Annotated in this window: 17 protein-coding genes and 8 tRNA genes; 14 read left to right on the top strand and 11 right to left on the bottom strand. The window is 70.7% G+C overall.

Annotated features, from left to right (window positions below; all coding sequences use genetic code 11):
• Positions 1-17 precede the first annotated feature (17 nt).
• The 5 genes from IE168_RS07365 to IE168_RS07345 all read right to left on the bottom strand — a co-directional run bounded on the left by IE168_RS07365 (position 18) and on the right by IE168_RS07345 (position 619).
• Positions 18-102 (bottom strand) — tRNA-Leu (locus IE168_RS07365).
• 59 nt (positions 103-161) lie between these two features.
• A tRNA-Lys gene (locus tag IE168_RS07360) sits at positions 162-237 on the bottom strand.
• Positions 238-301: 64 nt separating this feature from the next.
• Positions 302-378: transfer RNA gene (locus tag IE168_RS07355), tRNA-His, on the bottom strand.
• A gap of 82 nt (positions 379-460) precedes the next feature.
• Positions 461-537, bottom strand: a tRNA-Arg gene (locus IE168_RS07350).
• A gap of 5 nt (positions 538-542) precedes the next feature.
• Positions 543-619 (bottom strand) — tRNA-Pro (locus tag IE168_RS07345).
• A gap of 204 nt (positions 620-823) precedes the next feature.
• Between IE168_RS07345 and tig the strand changes: the two genes are divergently transcribed.
• The 8 genes from tig to IE168_RS07305 all read left to right on the top strand — a co-directional run bounded on the left by tig (position 824) and on the right by IE168_RS07305 (position 9,679).
• Entirely contained in the window at positions 824-2,122 is a 1,299-nt protein-coding gene (gene tig, locus IE168_RS07340; protein ID WP_189496737.1) for a trigger factor, read from the top strand.
• Positions 2,123-2,146: 24 nt separating this feature from the next.
• Positions 2,147-2,773, top strand: coding sequence for an ATP-dependent Clp endopeptidase proteolytic subunit ClpP (gene clpP / locus IE168_RS07335; RefSeq protein WP_189496735.1), 627 nt, complete (start codon positions 2,147-2,149; stop codon positions 2,771-2,773).
• Between the two features lie 127 nt (positions 2,774-2,900).
• Positions 2,901-4,190 (top strand): ATP-dependent Clp protease ATP-binding subunit ClpX, encoded by a 1,290-nt coding sequence (gene clpX, locus IE168_RS07330; protein ID WP_189496733.1) that lies wholly within the window; start codon positions 2,901-2,903, stop codon positions 4,188-4,190.
• A 334-nt stretch (positions 4,191-4,524) separates the two neighbouring features.
• On the top strand, positions 4,525-6,951 hold the full coding sequence (gene lon / locus IE168_RS07325; protein ID WP_189496731.1) for an endopeptidase La: 2,427 nt from the start codon (positions 4,525-4,527) through the stop codon (positions 6,949-6,951).
• 164 nt (positions 6,952-7,115) lie between these two features.
• Positions 7,116-7,388 carry an HU family DNA-binding protein gene (locus IE168_RS07320; protein WP_189496729.1) on the top strand — a complete coding sequence of 91 codons (273 nt, stop codon included), beginning with the start codon at positions 7,116-7,118 and terminating at the stop codon, positions 7,386-7,388.
• 12 nt (positions 7,389-7,400) lie between these two features.
• Positions 7,401-7,475: transfer RNA gene (locus IE168_RS07315), tRNA-Val, on the top strand.
• Positions 7,476-7,511: 36 nt separating this feature from the next.
• Positions 7,512-7,588: transfer RNA gene (locus IE168_RS07310), tRNA-Asp, on the top strand.
• A 111-nt stretch (positions 7,589-7,699) separates the two neighbouring features.
• Positions 7,700-9,679, top strand: coding sequence for a SurA N-terminal domain-containing protein (locus IE168_RS07305; protein ID WP_189496727.1), 1,980 nt, complete (start codon positions 7,700-7,702; stop codon positions 9,677-9,679).
• Between the two features lie 91 nt (positions 9,680-9,770).
• Here the strand turns inward: IE168_RS07305 and IE168_RS07300 are convergent, their stop codons facing one another.
• Genes IE168_RS07300 through gloB form a run of 3 tightly spaced genes read right to left on the bottom strand, consistent with a single transcriptional unit; the run spans position 9,771 to position 12,468 of the window.
• Positions 9,771-10,589: an enoyl-ACP reductase FabI gene (locus IE168_RS07300; RefSeq protein WP_189496725.1), complete on the bottom strand. Its 819-nt coding sequence runs from the start codon at positions 10,587-10,589 to the stop codon at positions 9,771-9,773.
• 29 nt (positions 10,590-10,618) lie between these two features.
• Positions 10,619-11,701, bottom strand: a complete 1,083-nt coding sequence (locus IE168_RS07295) for a lytic transglycosylase domain-containing protein (RefSeq protein ID WP_189496722.1) — start codon at positions 11,699-11,701, stop codon at positions 10,619-10,621.
• The gene (gene gloB, locus IE168_RS07290; protein ID WP_189496720.1) at positions 11,698-12,468 is read right to left on the bottom strand and encodes a hydroxyacylglutathione hydrolase; all 771 of its coding nucleotides are present in this window, start codon (positions 12,466-12,468) and stop codon (positions 11,698-11,700) included. The genes IE168_RS07295 and gloB overlap by 4 nt, the downstream gene beginning before the upstream one ends.
• Before the next feature lie 44 nt (positions 12,469-12,512).
• Here gloB and IE168_RS07285 point away from each other — a divergent pair, with 44 nt between their 5' ends.
• From IE168_RS07285 to dnaQ, 3 genes are read left to right on the top strand one after another with little or no spacing between them, the layout of a single operon-like run.
• Positions 12,513-13,166, top strand: a complete 654-nt coding sequence (locus IE168_RS07285; protein ID WP_189496718.1) for a hypothetical protein — start codon at positions 12,513-12,515, stop codon at positions 13,164-13,166.
• The gene (gene rnhA, locus IE168_RS07280) at positions 13,163-13,609 is read left to right on the top strand and encodes a ribonuclease HI (RefSeq protein WP_189496716.1); all 447 of its coding nucleotides are present in this window, start codon (positions 13,163-13,165) and stop codon (positions 13,607-13,609) included. The genes IE168_RS07285 and rnhA overlap by 4 nt, the downstream gene beginning before the upstream one ends.
• A 38-nt stretch (positions 13,610-13,647) precedes the next feature.
• Complete coding sequence (gene dnaQ / locus IE168_RS07275) at positions 13,648-14,379, top strand: DNA polymerase III subunit epsilon (protein ID WP_189496714.1); 732 nt, start codon at positions 13,648-13,650, stop codon at positions 14,377-14,379.
• A gap of 62 nt (positions 14,380-14,441) precedes the next feature.
• Here dnaQ and IE168_RS07270 read toward each other — a convergent pair whose 3' ends face one another.
• Entirely contained in the window at positions 14,442-15,146 is a 705-nt protein-coding gene (locus tag IE168_RS07270; RefSeq protein WP_189496712.1) for a PP2C family protein-serine/threonine phosphatase, read from the bottom strand.
• Between the two features lie 374 nt (positions 15,147-15,520).
• A tRNA-Ser gene (locus IE168_RS07265) sits at positions 15,521-15,611 on the bottom strand.
• A 108-nt stretch (positions 15,612-15,719) separates the two neighbouring features.
• On the opposite strand from IE168_RS07265, the gene IE168_RS07260 reads away from it, so the two are divergent.
• Complete coding sequence (locus IE168_RS07260) at positions 15,720-16,115, top strand: DUF6165 family protein (protein WP_189496708.1); 396 nt, start codon at positions 15,720-15,722, stop codon at positions 16,113-16,115.
• Positions 16,116-16,137: 22 nt separating this feature from the next.
• Here the strand turns inward: IE168_RS07260 and IE168_RS07255 are convergent, their stop codons facing one another.
• Entirely contained in the window at positions 16,138-17,214 is a 1,077-nt protein-coding gene (locus IE168_RS07255) for a glycosyltransferase family 9 protein (protein ID WP_229823228.1), read from the bottom strand.
• A gap of 19 nt (positions 17,215-17,233) precedes the next feature.
• Here IE168_RS07255 and IE168_RS07250 point away from each other — a divergent pair, with 19 nt between their 5' ends.
• Both IE168_RS07250 and IE168_RS07245 read left to right on the top strand, forming a co-directional pair.
• Entirely contained in the window at positions 17,234-17,995 is a 762-nt protein-coding gene (locus tag IE168_RS07250) for a 3-deoxy-D-manno-octulosonic acid kinase (RefSeq protein ID WP_189496706.1), read from the top strand.
• A gap of 2 nt (positions 17,996-17,997) precedes the next feature.
• Positions 17,998-18,756 (top strand): MBL fold metallo-hydrolase, encoded by a 759-nt coding sequence (locus IE168_RS07245; protein ID WP_189496704.1) that lies wholly within the window; start codon positions 17,998-18,000, stop codon positions 18,754-18,756.
• The last annotated feature ends 47 nt before the right edge of the window (positions 18,757-18,803 follow it).

Below are 18,803 nucleotides of genomic sequence, written 5' to 3'. Positions count from 1 at the left end.
CGTGCATCTGCAGGGGGTGGTGCGAAAGGGGGGACTCGAACCCCCACGCCTTGCGGCACTGGTACCTAAAACCAGGGCGTCTACCAATTCCGCCACTTTCGCATCGGCCCGGGGTGGGCCCGGGCAAAAAAAACGCCCGGCGGTGCCGGGCGCTTCGGGTTTGGTGGGCCGTCAAGGATTCGAACCTTGGACCTATTGATTAAGAGTCAACTGCTCTACCAACTGAGCTAACGGCCCCGAGCGGGAAATGGTACCAAAGCGCTGGCCGGTCGATCAACACCCGCCGGCCAGGCGGGAAAGCTGGGGTGGAAGACGGGATTTGAACCCGCGACCCCCGGAATCACAATCCGGTGCTCTAACCAACTGAGCTACATCCACCACTGGTGCCGCCGGCAGTGCCGGGGGCCGGCCATTGTAGCGGCTCGATGCGAAAAGTGCGACGTGCGCGTGGGCAGGCCTGTGGCGCGCCCGGCAGGACTCGAACCTGCAACCACCGGCTTAGAAGGCCGGTGCTCTATCCGGTTGAGCTACGGGCGCGGGGATGGTCGGGGTAGAGGGATTCGAACCCCCGACATCCTGCTCCCAAAGCAGGCGCGCTACCAGACTGCGCTATACCCCGACGGACGTGGCCCGGAGCCGGTGGAATGGCGGGCCACGGGGCATTGTCGGGAGCGCCCCGGATGGTGTCAACGCGCAGTGCTGGCGGCAGCGGCGGGATTCCGCCAAAATATCCCGTTCCGTCGCCGGACGCGGGCACTGCCCGGCAGGCCGGCCAACCAGACAACCAGAGCACGCGGCAACGGCCGCGGCGGCAGGAGTGGGTATGCAAGTTTCAGTCGAGACCGTCGGCAACCTCGGGCGCAGGATGACCATCAACCTGCCGGCCGACCGCCTCCAGGAACAGGTCGGCGGCCGCCTCCGCGAGATCGCCCGCACCGCGCGCATCAAGGGCTTCCGCCCCGGCAAGGTGCCCGCGAAGGTGATCGAGCAGCGCTTCGGCCAGCAGGTGCGCGGCGAAGTCCTCGACGGCCTGCTGCGCGAAGGCTTCGACGGTGCCGTGCGCGACAACGCGCTGCGCATCGCCGGCCAGCCGAAGATCGAGCCGGCCGAAGGCGACGAACTCGCCTACGTCGCGACCTTCGAGGTGGTGCCGGACTTCGGCGACCTCGACGTGTCCGGCCTGAAGGTCGAGCGCGCGGTGGCCGAGGTCACCGAGGAAGACATCGACCGCATGATCGAGAACCTTCGCCAGCAGCGCCGCAGCTGGTCGGCGGTGACGCGGGCCGCGAAGGAAGGCGACGCGGTCGACATCGAAACCTGGTCCGACGTCGAGGGCGAGCGCCTGCCCGCCGAGGGCGTCGAGCGCGGCGTGTCGGTGATCGGCTCCGGCGCGATGCTGCCCGACATCGAGCAGGCGCTGGTCGGCATGTCCACCGGCGACGAAAAGGACATCGAGGTCGCGTTCCCGGCCGAGTGGCGCGTGCCGCAGCTGGCCGGCAAGACCGCAAAGGTGCACCTCAAGGCCGAGCAGGTCTCCGAAGCGGTGCTGCCCGAGGCCGATGCCGCGTTCATCAGGAGCTTCGGCGTCAAGAGCGGCGAGATGGAGCAGTTCCGCGCCGACATCCGCACCAACCTCGAGCGCGAGCTGAAGGGCGCGCTGATGAACCGCCTGCGCCGCGCCGTCGGCGAGCAGCTGGTCGAGGCCTTCGCCGGCGTCGAGCTGCCGCCGAACCTGGTCGAGCAGGAGGCCCGTGCGCTGGTGGCGCAGGTTGCCGAGCAGAACCGCCGCCAGGGCCGTTCCTCGCAGCCGCCGGCCAACGCCCACGAGAACTTCATGGAGCCGGCGCGCAAGCGCGTGCTGGTCGGCCTGCTGGTGGGCGAGGTCGCCCGCAAGCACCAGCTGGTGCTGGACCGCAAGCGCCTGGACGAGACCCTGCGCCTGATCGCCTCGACCTACGAGGAGCCGCAGCAGGTCATTGACTTGTACCGCAACGATCCCCAGCTTATGTCGGGCCTGCAGAACCGGGTGATGGAGGAGCAGGTGATCGACTGGATCGCCGAGCGCGCCGAGCACACCGACAAGCAGTTGACCTTCCAGGAAGCGATCGCGCCGCAGGCGTGACGCGTCCGCTGACACAGGATTGAGATGAGCATCGAGACCAAGGCCCTGAACCTCGTGCCGATGGTGGTCGAACAGACCAGCCGCGGCGAGCGCGCGTACGACATCTATTCGCGCCTGCTGAAGGAGCGGGTGATCTTCCTGGTCGGCGGCATCGACGACCACGTCGCCAACGTGATCGTGGCGCAGATGCTGTTCCTCGAGGCCGAGAACCCCGAGAAGGACATCAACCTGTACATCAACTCGCCCGGCGGCATCGTCACCGCCGGCATGGCGATCTACGACACCATGCAGTTCATCAAGCCCGACGTCAGCACCATCTGCGTCGGGCAGGCGGCCAGCATGGGCGCGCTGCTGCTGGCGTCCGGCGCGGCGGGCAAGCGCTACGCGCTGCCGAACTCGCGGGTGATGATCCACCAGCCCCTGGGCGGCTTCCAGGGACAGGCGACGGACATCGAGATCCACGCCCGCGAGATCCTCTCGATGAAGCAGAACCTGAACGCGATCCTGGCGCGCCACACCGGCCAGTCCATCGAAACGGTGGCCCACGACACCGAGCGCGACAACTTCAAGAGCGCCGAGGCCGCGCGTGAATACGGCCTGGTCGACCAGGTCCTCGAGCGCCGGCCGGAAGACTCCATCCAGCCCGCCTGACCGGGCCCTCGACCGGCCATCCCGAGCCGCGGCCCGCCCGCGGCGACCCGGCCCCGCCGCGCTTGCGGCCCGGGGCCCGGGTGCTATTCTCGACCCGACATCCCCCGATACACCGATTGGCGAAGGCATGACCGAAGACAGACAGGGCCGCTCCGGCGACAGCAGCAAGATCCTCTACTGCTCGTTCTGCGGGAAGAGCCAGCACGAGGTCCGCAAGCTGATCGCGGGCCCGAGCGTGTTCATCTGCGATGAATGCGTGGAGCTGTGCAACGACATCATCCGCGAGGAACTCGAGGAGAAGGCCCAGAGCGCACGCAGTTCGCTGCCCAAGCCGAAGGAGATCCTCGAGGTCCTCGACCAGTACGTGATCGGGCAGCAGCGGGCCAAGAAGACGCTCGCCGTGGCGGTGTACAACCACTACAAGCGCATCGAGAGCCGCCAGAAGAACGACGACGTCGAACTCGCCAAGTCCAACATCCTGCTGGTCGGCCCCACCGGTTCGGGCAAGACCCTGCTGGCCGAGACCCTGGCGCGGATGCTCAACGTGCCGTTCACCATGGCCGATGCCACGACGCTGACCGAGGCCGGCTACGTCGGCGAGGACGTCGAGAACATCATCCAGAAGCTGCTGCAGAAGTGCGACTACGACGTCGAGAAAGCGCAGCAGGGCATCGTCTACATCGACGAGATCGACAAGATCTCGCGCAAGAGCGAGAACCCGTCGATCACCCGCGACGTGTCCGGCGAGGGCGTGCAGCAGGCGCTGCTGAAGCTCATCGAGGGCACCGTGGCCAGCGTGCCGCCGCAGGGCGGGCGCAAGCACCCGCAGCAGGAGTTCCTGCAGGTCGACACCCGCAACATCCTGTTCATCGTCGGCGGTGCCTTCGCCGGGCTGGACAAGATTATCCAGCAGCGCAGCACGGAAGCCGGCGGCATCGGCTTTGGCGCCAAACTCAAGAGCGCCGAGCGCAAGGTGGAGGTCGGCAAGGTGCTGGCCGACGTCGAGCCGGAAGACCTGATCAAGTTCGGCCTGATCCCCGAGTTCGTCGGCCGCCTGCCGGTGGTCGCCACGCTCGAGGAGCTGGACGAGGCCGCCCTGGTCAAGATCCTGTCCGAGCCCAAGAACGCCATCACCAAGCAGTTCCGCAAGCTGTTCGAGATGGAAGGCGTGGAGCTGGAGTTCCGCCCCGACGCGCTGTCCGCCATCGCCCGCAAGGCGCTCAAGCGCAAGACCGGCGCCCGCGGCCTGCGCACCATCGTCGAATCGGTCCTGCTGGACACCATGTACGACCTGCCGTCGCAGGAGAACGTGAGCAAGGTGGTGGTGGACGAGTCGGTGATCGAGCACAAGTCCGATCCCTACCTGATCTACGAGACGCCGGCCGCGCCGGCCGCCAAGGCCGCCTCCGGCGACTGAATCCCCGGCCGGGCCCCTTCGCGCGCCCGGCCGCCCGTTGCTCTCCTGTAGGAGCGGCTACAGCCGCGACCCGGTCTGCCAATTCGCTGGCTTGGGCCCGTCATTCCGGGGGCATGTGGCGGTCGCGGCTGTAGCCGCTCCTACAGGAGTTGGCGTTTGGCGTTCGGCTGGCGCGCAGGAGTAGGCGGGATTTTCCCGGCGCCGGCTGAACGCGGTGCACGCGCCCCGCCAGCGGGCGTTGGGCGAGGTGATCGGCACCGCTTGCAAGGACCCCGGGCGGGCCCCATAACGGGAGCCATGCGGCCACCCGCCGCCCGCCATCCCAGGAGTCCCGATGAGCACCTCCCAGCCCACCACCATCGACCTGCCGGTCCTGCCGCTGCGCGACGTCGTGGTGTTTCCCCACATGGTCATCCCGCTGTTCGTGGGCCGCGACAAGTCGATCCGGGCGCTGGACCTGGCGATGGAAGGCGACAAGCAGGTCCTGCTGGTGGCGCAGAAGTCCGCGGAGACCGATGACCCGGGCGCCGACGACCTGCACCCGGTCGGCACGCTTGCCCAGGTGCTGCAGCTGCTGAAGCTGCCCGACGGCACCATCAAGGTGCTGGTGGAAGGCGTTGCGCGTGCCACCGTCGAAGCGGTGCGCGAGGTCGACGGCGCGCTGTTCGGCACCGGAGCGGTGGTCGAGCCGGTCGAGGACCGCGAACCGCGCGAGATCGAAGCGATCGCGCGCTCGCTGATGGGCCTGTTCGAGCAGTACGTCAAGACCAACCGCAAGCTGCCGCCGGAGCTGCTGCAGACGCTGGCTGGTATCGATGAACCGTCGCGCCTGGCCGACACCGTCGCCGCGCACCTGGGCGTGCGCCTGGCCGAGAAGCAGCGCCTGCTCGAGACCTTCCCCACCGCCGAACGCCTGGAGATGCTGGTCGGCCTGGTGGACGGCGAGATCGACGTGCAGCAGATGGAGAAGCGCATCCGCGGCCGCGTGAAGTCGCAGATGGAGAAGTCGCAGCGCGAGTACTACCTCAACGAGCAGATGAAGGCGATCCAGAAGGAACTGGGCGACATGGACGACGCGCCCAACGACCTGGAGGAGCTGGCGCGGAAGATCGCCGCGGCCGGCATGCCCAAGGCGGTCGAGGCCAAGGCGAAGGCGGAACTCAACAAGCTCAAGCAGATGTCGCCGATGGCGGCGGAAGCGGCGGTGGTGCGCAACTACCTCGACTGGCTGCTGGGCGTGCCGTGGAAGAAGCGCAGCAAGGTTCGCAAGGACCTGAAGGTCGCGCAGGACGTGCTCGACGCCGATCACTACGGCCTGGAGAAGGTGAAGGAACGCATCCTCGAATACCTCGCGGTGCAGTCGCGGGTGTCGAAGATGAAGGGCCCGATCCTGTGCCTGGTCGGTCCGCCGGGCGTGGGCAAGACCTCGCTCGGGCAGTCGATCGCCAAGGCCACCAACCGCAAGTTCGTGCGCATGAGCCTGGGCGGCGTGCGCGACGAGGCCGAGATCCGCGGCCACCGCCGCACCTACGTCGGTTCGATGCCGGGCCGCATCGTGCAGAACCTCAACAAGGCCGGCACGAAGAACCCGTTGTTCGTGCTCGACGAGATCGACAAGATGTCGATGGACTTCCGCGGCGACCCGTCGTCGGCACTGCTTGAAGTGCTCGATCCCGAGCAGAACAACGCCTTCAACGACCACTACCTGGAGGTCGACCTCGACCTGTCGGAAGTGATGTTCGTGGCGACGTCGAACTCGCTCAACATCCCCGGCCCGCTGCTCGACCGCATGGAAGTGATCCGCATCCCCGGCTACACCGAGGAGGAGAAGATCAAGATCGCCATGCGCTACCTGCTGCCCAAGCAGATCAAGGCCAACGGTCTGCGCGACGGCGAGCTGAGGGTGGCCGAGGAGGCGATCCAGGACATCGTGCGCTACTACACGCGCGAGTCCGGCGTGCGCAGCCTCGAGCGCGAGATCGCGAAGATCTGCCGCAAGGTGGTGAAGGAGGTGGCGCTGGCCGGCCCGCAGAAGAAGAAGGCGCGCGCGGTCAGCGTGAACTCCAGGAACCTCGACAAGTACCTCGGTGTGCGGCGCTATGACTTCGGCCGCGCAGAGCAGGACAACGAGATCGGCCTGGTCACCGGGCTGGCGTGGACCGAAGTCGGCGGCGACCTGCTGCAGATCGAGTCCACGCTGGTGCCGGGCAAGGGCCAGCTGACGCTGACGGGCCAGCTGGGCAACGTCATGAAGGAGTCCGCGTCCGCCGCGCTGTCGGTGGTGCGCGCGCGCGCCGAACGCCTCGGCCTGGAGCTCGACTTCCTGCAGAAGCACGACGTGCACGTGCACGTGCCCGACGGCGCCACGCCCAAGGACGGTCCCAGCGCGGGCATCGCGATGGCGACCTCGCTGGTGTCCACGCTCACGAAGGTGCCGGTGCGCGCCGACGTGGCGATGACCGGCGAGATCACCCTGCGCGGCAAGGTGACCGCGATCGGTGGGCTGAAGGAAAAGCTGCTGGCGGCGCTGCGCGGCGGCATCACCACGGTGATCATTCCCGAGGAGAACAGGAAGGATCTGGCCGACATCCCGAAGAACGTCACCGACGGCATGAAGATCGTGCCGGTGAAGTGGATCGACGAGGTGCTCGACCTCGCCCTCGAGCGTCCGTTGTCGCCGGTGAAGAAGGCCGGCGCGGTGGTCGCGCAGACCGCGCGCGCGCCGCGCAAATCGTCGTCGCGCGCGGCCGTCAAGCACTGACGGAGCGCACGCTTTTCTTGCGTGGGTGCGGGCGCGCTGGTATAAAGTCGCGCTCGCATCGACGGCCCCGCGCCGCACGCGACCCCGGAGCCGCCGGCGGCGAACACCGCCCGCAGGCCCGCCACCACACGAGCGGCCATGTGCTGCGCAGGAGCACCGAATAGATGAACAAGAATGATCTGGTCCAGGCCGTTGCCGACGAGGCCAACCTGTCCAAGGCCGATGCCGCGCGCGCCGTCGACGCCGTGCTGTCGTCGGTGGGCAAGGCCCTGAAGCAGGGCGACACCGTCGCGCTGGTCGGCTTCGGTACCTTCCAGGTCAAGGAGCGCGCCGCGCGCACGGGCCGCAACCCGCGCACGGGCGAAGAGATCGCCATCGCCGCTTCGAAAAATCCTGTGTTCAAGGCTGGCAAAGCGCTGAAGGATGCAGTAAACTGAGCAACTCCGCTGGGGTGCTTAGCTCAGCGGTAGAGCGTCTCCCTTACAAGGAGAGGGTCGGGGGTTCGATCCCCTCAGCACCCACCACCGGGGATTGACGCTCGCAACAAGGTTCGACAACGCGGAGTGGTAGTTCAGTTGGTTAGAATGCTGGCCTGTCACGCCGGAGGTCGCGGGTTCGAGTCCCGTCCACTCCGCCAGTCACACCAGGAAGGCGCCCGAAAGGGCGCCTTTCTTCTTTTCCGGTCCGCGGGGCCGCTGCGCCCGGCCATGCGCTAGACTGCGCGGCTACGTCCAACGCGCGCCCTGACATGCTGCAAGCACTTCGAGATAAGACCTCCGGCTGGATCGCCGTGGTGATCGTCGCGATCCTCGCGATCCCGTTCGCCTTCTTCGGCATGGAGCAGTACCTGTTCCAGAATTCGGCGAACTACGCCGCGAAGGTCGAGGCACCACCGTCATGGTGGCGTTCGGCGCCCGACCTGTGGCCGGTGCGCAAGGCGGTGTGGGTATCCCGCGAGGTGTCGCCGGAGGAGTTCCGCAGTGAATTCGAGCTCGCCCGCCAGCAGGCGCGCGCGGCCCAGGGCGACGCTTTCGACGCGCGCGCGTTCGAACAGATGGACAACAAGCTTGCGGTCCTCGACCAGCTGGTCGACCGCGCGGTGCTCGGTCTTGCCGCCGAAAGCGCCGGCGTGGCCGTGGGCGACGACCAGGTGCGCGAAGTGCTGCAGGCGATGCCGGAATTCCAGGTCGAAGGCCGCTTCGATCCCCAGCGCTACCAGATGCTGCTGCAGTCGCGCGTCCCGGTGCAGACGCCGCGCCAGCACCAGGACGAACTCCGCGAACGCCTGCAGATGGTGCTGCTGCCCAGCCGCGTCGCCGCGACCGCGTTCGCCAGCGAAGGCCAGCTGGCGCGCACCATGGAACTGCTGGGCCAGCAGCGCGACGCCACTGTCGCCATGCTGCCGGCGCCCGCGGCGGACACCGGCGCCGTGTCGGCCGCCGAGATCCAGGCCTGGTACGACGCGCACCGCGCCGAGTACCGCGCGCCGGAGCAGGTGTCGATCGAGTACGTCGAGATCACCGCCGACGCCGTGCCTGCGCCGCAGCCCGCCGACGACGCCACCCTGCGCGCGCGCTACGAGCAGGAGAAGGCGCGGTTCGTCGAGCCTGCCCAACGCCTGGTCTCGCACATCCTGGTGCGCGCGCCCGAGGGCGACGACGCCGGCGCGCGCGACGCGGCCAAGGCGCGCGCGGATGCCATCGCGGCGAAGGTCCGGGCGCCCGGCGCCGACTTCGCGGCGATCGCGCGCGAGGAGTCCGATGACGAGGGCTCGAAGGCCGGCGGCGGCGACCTTGGCTGGATCGAAGACGGGATCATGGGCGAGAGCTTCGATCAGGCCGTGGCCTCGGTCGAGCCCGGCGTCCCGAGCGAACCGGTCCTGACGGATTTCGGCTGGCACGTGCTGCTGGTGCGCGAGGTGCGCGAAGGCCGCGCGGTCGGCTTCGAGGAGGCCCGCGCCGAACTTGCGGCCGCGCAGGCCGTGACCGACGGCGAACGCGCGTTCAATGAACTCATCGGCCGCCTGGTGGACCAGATCTACCGCAACCCGAGCTCGCTGGCGCCGGCCGCGCGCGAGGCGGGCCTGCCGGTGCAGAAGGCCGGCCCGTTCGTCCGCGGCGGTGGCGAGGGCATCGTCGCCAACGAGCAGGTGCAGCGCGCCGCGTTCTCCGAGGCGCTGGTCCAGGACGGCACCGTCAGCGATCCGATCGAGCTGGGTCCGAACCACAGCGTGCTGATCCGCGTCACCGCGCACGAACCCGAGCGCGAACGCCCGCTGGCCGATGTCCGCGACGAAGTGGTCGCGGCCATCCGCGCCGATCGCGCCAGCAAGGCCGTGCTCGCCGAGGCCGACGCGGCCGTGGCCGAGGTCGCCGGCGGCAAGCCGCTGGCCGAAGTCGCCGAGGCCAAGGGCTGGATGCACATGCCCATGCCCGGGACGCCGCGTGGCATGCCGATGCCGTCGGCGGAGGCCAACGAGGCGATCTTCGCCGCGCCGGCCCCGGCCGAAGGCAAGGTTTCCGCGGGCCGCGTGCTGCAGGACGACGGCAGCGTGGTGGTCTATGCGGTCGAGAAGGTGACCCCGGGCGACGCCGCCGCGGCCAGCGCCGAGGAGCGCACGATGCTGCAGACGCAGCTGGCAGGCATGGCCGGCAACGAGGACGCGATGGCGCTGATGCGCGCGCTGCGCCAGCGGATGCGGGTGACCACGGTCGAAGCGCGCCTGTAGCGCGCACCGGGGCCGCGGCGACGCCGGCGGCCCGCGGCGGACCTTCGTATCCAGGCCCGCCGCGGGACGCGCGGCGGCCGGTATGCAGCGACTACTCGGCCGCAGCTTCGCCACCCGCCGGCTCTTCCAGCCCGGTCATGCTGACGATGTTGTAGCCGCCGTCGACGTAGGTGACCTCGCCGGTCACGCCCGAGGCCAGGTCGGAGCACAGGAAAGCGGCGACGTTGCCGACATCCTCGATGCTGACCGTGCGCCGCATCGGCGCATGCGCCTCGACGTGGCCCAGGATCTTCCGGAAGCCGCCGATGCCCGACGCGGCGAGCGTCTTGATCGGGCCGGCGGAGATCGCGTTGACGCGGATGCCTTCCGGCCCGAGGTTGTAGGCCAGGTAGCGCATCGTGGCCTCGAGGCTGGCCTTGGCCACGCCCATCACGTTGTAGCTGGGCAGGGTGCGCACGGCGCCCAGGTAGGAGAGCGTCAGCACGGCGCCGTTGCGGCCCTGCATCAGCGGGCGCGCGCCCTTGGCCAGCGCCGCCAGCGAGTATGCGGAGATGTCCTGCGCCACCGAGAAGGCGTCGCGCGACAGGCCGTCCAGGAACTGCCCGGCGATGGCCTCGCGCGGGGCGAAGGCGATGGCGTGGACCAGGATGTCGAAGCCGTCCGGCCAGTGCTTGCCGACATCGGCGAACAGGGCGTCGATCTGCGCGTCGTCGGTGACGTCCAGCGGGAACGAGGGGCCGCCGCCCAGGCGCGAGGCGACGTCCTCGACGCGCGACTTGAGCTTCTCGTTCTGGTAGGTGAAGGCCAGCTCGGCGCCCTCGCGGTGCATGGCCTCGGCGATGCCGTTGGCGATGGAGCGCTGGCTGGCGATGCCGGTGATGAGTGCGCGCTTGCCCTGCAGGAATCCCATGGTGTGTTCGACCCGGTGGAGTGGGCCGGCTAGTTTGCCACGCCGGTCGCCGCCGGGGTCGCCGCCATGGGGACGAGGACCTTGTGGCCTTGCGGCGCCGCACCGGACAGCGCGGGATTGAGCCGGCGCAGGCGCGCGGCGTCGAGGCCGTGGCGCCTGGCATAGCCGTCGAGGCCCGCGGGCTCGTCGGCCATGTCGAGCGCCACCAGGCGCGCCACCGGACGGTCGAGCGAGCGGGTCCAGGCCGCGTCGCCGCCGGCCTCGACCATCAGGCACGACAGCGCATGCAGCTTGCGCACGTAGGCGCGGGTGATGCCCGACAGGCTCTCGAGCCGCTCGGGGTTGGCCGCGGCGGCGCGCTGGTCGTGGCGGCGCAGGGCGCCGAGCACGCGGTACTCGCCGGCGTTGAAGGCCATGACCGCGAGCCGCCAGTCGCCGGCGAACATGCCGTGCAGCGTCTTCAGGTAGCGCACCGCGGCGCGGGTGGCGTCGACCGGCGACAGGCGCCCGTCGTAACCCTTGCGCACCGGGATGTCGTGGTTGCGGGCGGTGACGGCGATGAACTGCCACAGCCCGGCCGGGCCGCTGCCGCTGCGCGCGCCGGGGCGGTAGCCGCTTTCGACGAAGGGGATCAGCGCGTACTCGGTTGGCAGGTGCGCGGCGCGCAGCGCTTCGACCACGTAGCCGAACAGCGGCAGCACCTCGCCCTCGCCGGAGACGAGCTGCTCGGGCACATGCGCGAAGTGCGCACGCCAGCGCGGGCTGGCGTCCTCGCACCCGGGCTGCGCCAGGCCTTCGACGAAGCGCCCGTAGATGGCGGTGCCGCTGGTGACGCTGTCAGGTACCGGCACAGCGGCGGCCTGGCCGACTGGCGGCGGGGCCGTCGAAGCCTGGGCGGCTGCTGGTGTCGCGACCGCGACGGCCTGGCTGGCCGACGCTGGAGCCGCCGTTGACGTGGCCCCGGCAGTGGCGGTGGCAGTGGTCGTGGTGATCGCGGTCGCGCTGGTGGCGGTACTGCTGTCCGATCCGTCGGCCGCCGCGTCGGCGGCCGCCACCGGTCCCGCGGCGAACGCCATCAGCAGCGCCGCCGCGGCGAGGGTGCGCGCCCTCATGCGCGGAATCCGTCCTTCCAGCGCCGCAGCGCGGCGAATGCGTCGACGCGCGCCAGGGCGTCCTCCCCGGACCAGGCGGCGATGGACGCGCGCACAGCCGGCGCGTCCACGCGCAGGAAGGGGTTGCAGGCGCGCTCGTCGGCGAGCGTGACGGGAAGCGTGGGACGGGAACTGTCGCGCAAGGTGGCCACCTCTTCGCTGCGGCGCACGAGCGCCGGGTTGTCGGGGTCGACCGTCCGCGCGAAGGCGGCATTCGACTGTGTGTACTCGTGCCCGCAGCACACCAGGGTATGGCCGGGCAGGGCCGCCAGCCGGTCGAGCGAGGCCAGCATACGAGCCGGCGTACCCTCGAACAGCCGGCCGCAACCGAGACTGAACAGCGTGTCGCCGCAAAACAAGAGGCCATGGCCGTGGAATGCGATGTGGCTCACGGTATGGCCGGGTACCGCCAGCACGTCGAAGCCATGGCCGGCGACCTCGACCCGGTCGCCGTCGCCGACCCGCCGGGTGGCGAAGGGAATGCGCGGCTCGTCGGGTGCGATGACCTCCAGCCCCGGCCAGCGCTCGCGCAGCGCCGCCACGCCGCCGATGTGGTCGTCGTGGTGGTGGGTCAGCAGCACGGCATCGGGCTCCCAGCCACCGGCATCCGCGGCGGCCAGCACCGGTGCGGCGTCGCCGGGATCCACCAGCAGCGTGCCGCGACCGGCCTGCGCGGGCAGCCGCCAGATGTAGTTGTCGGCGAACGCCGGGATCGGAACGGGAGCCATGGGCGGGGGCGCGTGGCGGGGACGTGGCGTCTAGAATGGCGACCATGCCCCTCCGTTCCCGCTCCGGTCAACCCGACGCCGCCCAGGCCTGGTTCGCGTCCAGCGAAGGCGCGGCCCTGCTCCAGAGCGAGCGCGACGCCATCGCCGGCGCGCTGGCGGAGCGGCCCGCGCAGCACTGGCTGTGGCTGGCGCCGCTGCCGCCGGAGCGCCCCGAGGACGGTCGCGGCGTCGCGCTGTATCCCCGCGGCGGGCGTTTCGGCGGCGACGTGGCTTGCGGCCTGCCGCTGCCGCTGCCCAGCGAGGCCTTCGGCACCGTGGTGCTGCAGCACGTCGCACTGCCGGCCGCGGCGGGCAGCGCGCTGCTGGAGGAGGTCGAACGCCTGCTGTTGCCCGGCGGCCGCGTGCTGCTGTTCGGGCTCAACCCGCTGTCGCCGTACCGCTGGCGCTGGCGCGGCCATGGCCTGCGCGCCGCCGAGCCGCTGTCGTGGCGGCGGCTGCTGCGCCGTGCAGGCCTCGAGCCGGGGGCGGTGTCGGAAGGCATGGGCCCGCGCTGGGAACCTGTGGCCGATGCGCGCCGCCAGGAGGGCGCCGGGCTGCGCGCCGCCTACCTCCTGCGCGCGGACAAGCGAAGCCTGCCGCTCACGCCCATCCGGCGGCGGCGCCTGCTTCCGGTGGCGCCGGGGGCCGCGACGGCATGAAGGCGGTCGAAGTGCATACCGACGGGGCCTGCCTCGGCAACCCCGGCCCGGGCGGCTGGGCCGCGCTGCTGCGCTACGGCGCACGCGAGCGCGAGCTGGTGGGCGGCGAGGCGGAGACCACCAACAACCGCATGGAGCTGATGGCGGCGATCGTCGCCCTCGAGACCCTGACCGAGGACTGCGCGGTCACGCTGCACACCGACTCCCAGTACGTCCGCAAGGGCATCACCGAGTGGATGCGCAACTGGGTGCGCCGCGGCTGGAAGACCGCCGGCGGCGACCCGGTGAAGAACCGCGACCTCTGGGAGCGTCTGCACGCCGCCAGCGGCCGGCACGTCATCGACTGGCGCTGGGTGAAGGGCCATTCCGGCGACCCCGACAACGAGCGCGTCGACACACTGGCGCGCAACGAAGCCATCCGGTTCCGCGCCGCGGCGCGCTGAGCCCGCGTCCTCCGTCCACCTGGAAGCCCCGACCACCGATGCGCCAGATCGTCCTCGACACCGAAACCACCGGCCTGGAATGGCGCAAGGGCAACCGCGTCGTCGAGATCGGCTGCGTGGAGCTGGTCGAGCGCCGGCCCACCGGCCGCACCTGGCACCAGTACATCCATCCCGACCGCGAGTTCGAGGCGGGTGCCCAGGAAGTGACCGGCCTGACCCTGGACTTCCTCGCCGACAAGCCGCGCTTCGCCGCGATCGCCGACGAATTCCTGGACTTCATCGAAGGCGCCGAGCTGGTCATCCACAACGCGGCCTTCGACATCGGCTTCCTGGACTACGAGCTGTCGATGCTCGATGGCCGCGGCCGGATCACCGACCGCGCCACGGTGCTCGACTCGCTCGAGCTGGCGCGCCAGCGCTTCCCCGGCCAGCGCAACTCGCTCGACGCGCTCTGCCGCCGCCTGGGCGTGGACAACGCCGCCCGCCAGCTGCACGGCGCGCTGCTCGACGCCCAGCTGCTGGCCGAGGTCTACCTGGCGCTGACCTCGGGCCAGACCGAGCTGGGCCTGGCCGGCCCGGCCATGCCGGAGCCTTCGGTGGCGCGAATCGACCTGCCGCGCGCCGCAGCGCTGGCTCCGCGGCCGCGCGTGGCGGTGGACCCGGTCGAGCTCGAGGCACACCTGGCGCGCGTCGCCGCGATCCGTGGGCGGGCCGGTACGGCGCTGTGGGACGACGCCGGCGCGCCCGCTCCCGAGGCCAGCGCCCTGTAGTCACGGCTGCGGCCGCGACCACCCGGTCCCGCGGCGGCGGCACGTCATCCGTTGCGCCGGCCTCAGTGCCGGCGCACCAGCACCACGGTCACGTTGTCGGAACCGCCGCCGTCCAGCGCCGCGGCCACCAGCCCGTCGACGCATTCCTGCGCGCTGCACTCGCCGTGCGCCAGCACCCGGGCGATGGCGCGGTCGTCCACCTCCTCGGTCAGGCCGTCGCTGCACAGCAGCAGCTGCATGCCGGGGCCGAGCTCGCCGGACATCGTCTCGACGTTGAGCGCCTGCGGGTCGGTCACGCCCAGTGCCTGGGTGACCACGTTGCGCTGCGGATGGCTGCGCGCCTGGTCGATGCTGATCGCGCCCTGGGTGATCAGCTCCTGGACGTAGCTGTGGTCCTGCGACAGCTGCGCCAGCTTGCCGTCGCGCCACAGGTAGACCCGGCTGTCGCCGACCCAGGCGACCTCGAAGCGGCTGCCCGTCACCCGCGCCGCGACCACGGTGGTGCCCATCGGCAGCGCGTCCTGGCGCCGGCGCGAAGCCCCGATGATCTCCTCGTCGGCGATGCGGATCGCCTGCGCCAGCGACGTGCCCTGCCGGGTCTCGCGCACGATCGCCTCGCGCGCCAGCGCGCTGGCGACTTCGCCGTACTCGTGCCCGCCCATGCCGTCGGCGACCAGCCACAGGCCCAGCTCGCTGTCGCCGTAATAGGTGTCTTCGTTGAGCTCGCGCCGGAGGCCGACGTGGGTGAGATGGCCGAATTCGATCATGCGCTGGCCGCGTCGGTTCCCGGGTGGGCTGGATGGGAGAACGGAAGCGGCGGGCGGCGGAGGTCAGCGGGCATGCAGTGCGTGGGACGGCGGAGTCGGATGGGGATGATGGTATACACGGCGTGGAAGGCGCGTGGGATTGGCTGATGGTGGCATGCGTATGGGGGAATGCACGCGACGGTGCGCGCGGGCGGATTTTGGCAACGTCGCGTTTGGGGTGGTCTTCCGTTAGACCGGGCCGGGGGGGGATGGCCCGGCCGTTGGCCGGGCGCCCTGCGGCGCTGCGCGCCTCCGGGTCGAACCGGATGGTTGAATCAACATCCGCCGTCTCCGCCAGATACGCAAAACGCCCCTTGCGGGGCGCTTTGCGTATCTGGCGGAGAGGGGGGGATTCGAACCCCCGAGGCGCTATAAACGCCTGCCTGATTTCGAGTCAGGTACATTCAACCACTCTGCCACCTCTCCGGTGGTCCCGGCCGCGTGGGCCGGGGGCGCAATGATACGGGCCGCGGGGAGCGGCGACAAGGCGAAGCGCTACACTGGCCGGCCCTACCGACGCTCCGGCGGTCCCCGATGTCCGAAATCACCGTCCCCGTCTCCTTCGGCGAGCTGCTGGACAAGATCTCGATCCTGCAGATCAAGTCCGAGCGCATGAGCGACGAGGCCAAGCTGGCCAACGTCCGCCGCGAGCTGTCGGCGCTGGAGAAGACCTGGATGGCGCACCCGGCCGCCGGCGGCGACATCGCCCGCCTGCGTGCGGACCTGAAGGCCGTCAACGAGCGGCTCTGGGACATCGAGGACGAAGTCCGCCTCAAGGAGAAGGCCGGGTCCTTCGATCAGGCCTTCGTCGAGCTGGCGCGCAGCGTCTACCAGCAGAACGACGAGCGCGCGCGGATCAAGAAGGCGATCAACCTCGCGCTGGGTTCGAGCTATGTCGAGGAGAAGTCGTACCAGGATTACCGGGGATGACGCGGTCGCAGCTGTAGTGCTCCTACACGGGCGGCAGCTGCTTCGCGGCGAGGTGGTCGGCGCGGTAGCGCTCGAAGGCGCCGATCGCGTCGTCCACGCTGATCAGGTCCATCACGCCCTCGCGCTCGATCTTGGTGCCCCAGCGCAGCGCCGACGCCGGCCGGCGCAGGTACAGGCGCGCGGCCTCGTCGTAGCGATCGACGCAGTAGCGGCGGTCCGAGTACGGCCCGCTGCGCGCGGGGTCGGTGGCCGCGTGCAGCCCCAGCACCTTCGTGCCCATGGCGTTGGCGATATGGGTCGGGCCGGAGTCGGGCGTCATCACCAGGTCGGCGCGCTCCAGCAGCGCCGGGAGCTGCTTCAGCGTGTCCTTGCCAACGAGGTCGAGCAGCGGCACGCCGGCCCGGGCGAGGATCGCATCCGCGGTGTCGCGTTCGAGCTGGCTGCGCCCGCCGCACAGCACCACCCGCCAGCCCTGCGCCACCGCGTGCGCGGCCACCGCGGCGTTGCGCTCCGCGCTCCAGTTGCGCAGCGGGTGGCTGGAGCAGGGCGACACCACCAGCGTCGGGCGGCCGTCGTCGGGCCACTGCGCGCGCGCCCAGTCACGGGCGTCGCCGGGTACCGGCAGGTTCCACTCGATGTGCTCCTGGCGCAGCCCAAGCGGACGGGCGAAGGCGCCCAGCACGTCCAGCACGTGGCCTCCGGGCGCCGGGGGGATGCGTTCGCCGACGAACAGGCCGTGCAGCTCCTTCGAGCGCGCGCGGTCGTAGCCGATGCGGCGCCGCGCCCGCACCGCGCGCGACAGCAGGTTGGCGCGCAGCGCGAGCTGCATCAGCAGCAGGGCGTCGAACTCGCGGCCGGACAGCTCGCGGCGCAGCGCGCGCATGCCCTCGCGGCCGGTCTTCTTGTCGTAGACGATGAACTCGACGCCCGGAAGGCCGTCGAGCAGGCGCTGCTCGCCACGGCCGATGATCCAGGTGAGCGCGACGCCCGGCCATGCGCGCTGCAGCGTGTGCACCAGCGGCAGCACATGGGTGACATCGCCCAGCGCGGACAGGCGCAGCAGGCAGATCGAACGCGGTGGATCGGGTTGAGGCTGCAAGCTTGCTAGACTCCGGCGGATGGCAGTGTTCGACGCCGCCGAGAGCCTGACGCCGTTCCGCGCCGGTCCCGGAGGACGCGGCGCGGGCTCGATTCTGTTCGACCGGACGCAGCTGCGGCAAGCCGACCCGCGCTGGTTCGATCCGCAGGCCTGGGGCCCGCGCGCGGTCCCGGTGTCCGGCAGCGGCCGCGGCGGGGCCTGGTTCATCGACGACACCAGCAACGGGCCGACCGTGCTGCGCCACTACCTGCGCGGCGGCCTGGTCGCGCCGCTCAACCGTGACCGCCATCTCTGGCGCGGCGCCAACCGCGCGCGCAGCTTCGTGGAGTACCGGCTGCTGCGCGAACTGCTCCGGCGCGGATTGCCGGTGCCGCAGCCGATCGCGGCCTCCTACGTGCGCGACGGCCTGACCTATACCGCCGCCATCCTGATGGAACGCCTCGTGGGCGTGCGTTCGCTGGCCGACTTGGCCGCGGCCGATCCCGCGACCGTGCCGTGGGCGGAGACCGGCCGGCTGATCGCGCGCTTCCACCGCGAGGGCCTCGACCACGCCGACCTCAACGCGCACAACATCCTCTACGACGACGCCGGCAAGGGCTGGCTGATCGACCTCGACCGCGGCCGCATGCACATCCCCGAAACCGCCTGGCGCGAACGTAACCTGGCGCGGCTGCAGCGCTCGCTGCTCAAGCTGCGCGGCACGCGCGACGAAGCCGACGTGCGCGCCGACTTCGCGCGCCTGCGTGCCGGCTACGACGCGCAGTGGGACAAGGGCTTCTGAGCATGGGCTGGACGCTGCGCTTCCAGGGCGTGGGCAGCGCGTCGGCGGTGTCGCTGGGCTCGCCGATGGCGACGATCGAGCGCGATGGCGCGCCGTGGCTGGCGATCGACTGCGGCGCCGAGGGCCTGACCGCGTACCTCGCACACTACGGCGCGCCGCCGCCGGCGATGTTCGTCACCCATGTCCACCTCGACCACGTCGCCGGCTTCGAGCGCCTGTTCGTGGCCAACTGGTTCGATCCGGCGCGCCGCGGGCGGATGCCGCTGTACGTGCCGGTGGACGTGCTGCCGCTGCTGCACCGGCGCGTGGCCGACTACCCGAACGCGCTGGCCGAGGGCGGGGCGAACTTCTGGGATGCCTTCCGCGTGGTCCCCGTTGGCGATGCGTTCTGGCACGACGGCGTGCGCCTGGAGGTGTTCGAGTCGCGCCACCACTGGCCGCGCACCGCCTTCGGCCTGCGCCTGCGCGGCAGCCTGGCGTGGACCGGCGACACGCGTCCGATCCCCGAGGTCCTGGCGGCGGCGGCCGGCGAGGGTGAACTGGTCGCGCACGACTGCGGGCTGGTCGGCAATCCCTCGCACACCGGCATCGACGACCTCGAGCGCGAATACCCGCCCGGCCTCCTGGCCCGCTGCGTGCTCTACCACTACGCCAGCGAGGCCGACGGCGAGGCGCTGCGCGGACGGGGCCACCGCGTCGCGCGTCCGGGCGAGGCGTTCGCGCTGGCCGCACCGGTGCCGCACCCGGCGCTGCCGGGCTGAGGCGCGGGCCCGGTGCGCGGGGCATCGCCGCGCCGTGGGCACGGGAA

The organism is Luteimonas padinae (assembly GCF_014652935.1).
Taxonomy (GTDB): Bacteria; Pseudomonadota; Gammaproteobacteria; order Xanthomonadales; family Xanthomonadaceae; genus Luteimonas; species Luteimonas padinae.
Note: the sequence above shows the minus strand (reverse complement) of the source record. Positions and strands in the feature narration are given on the sequence as shown.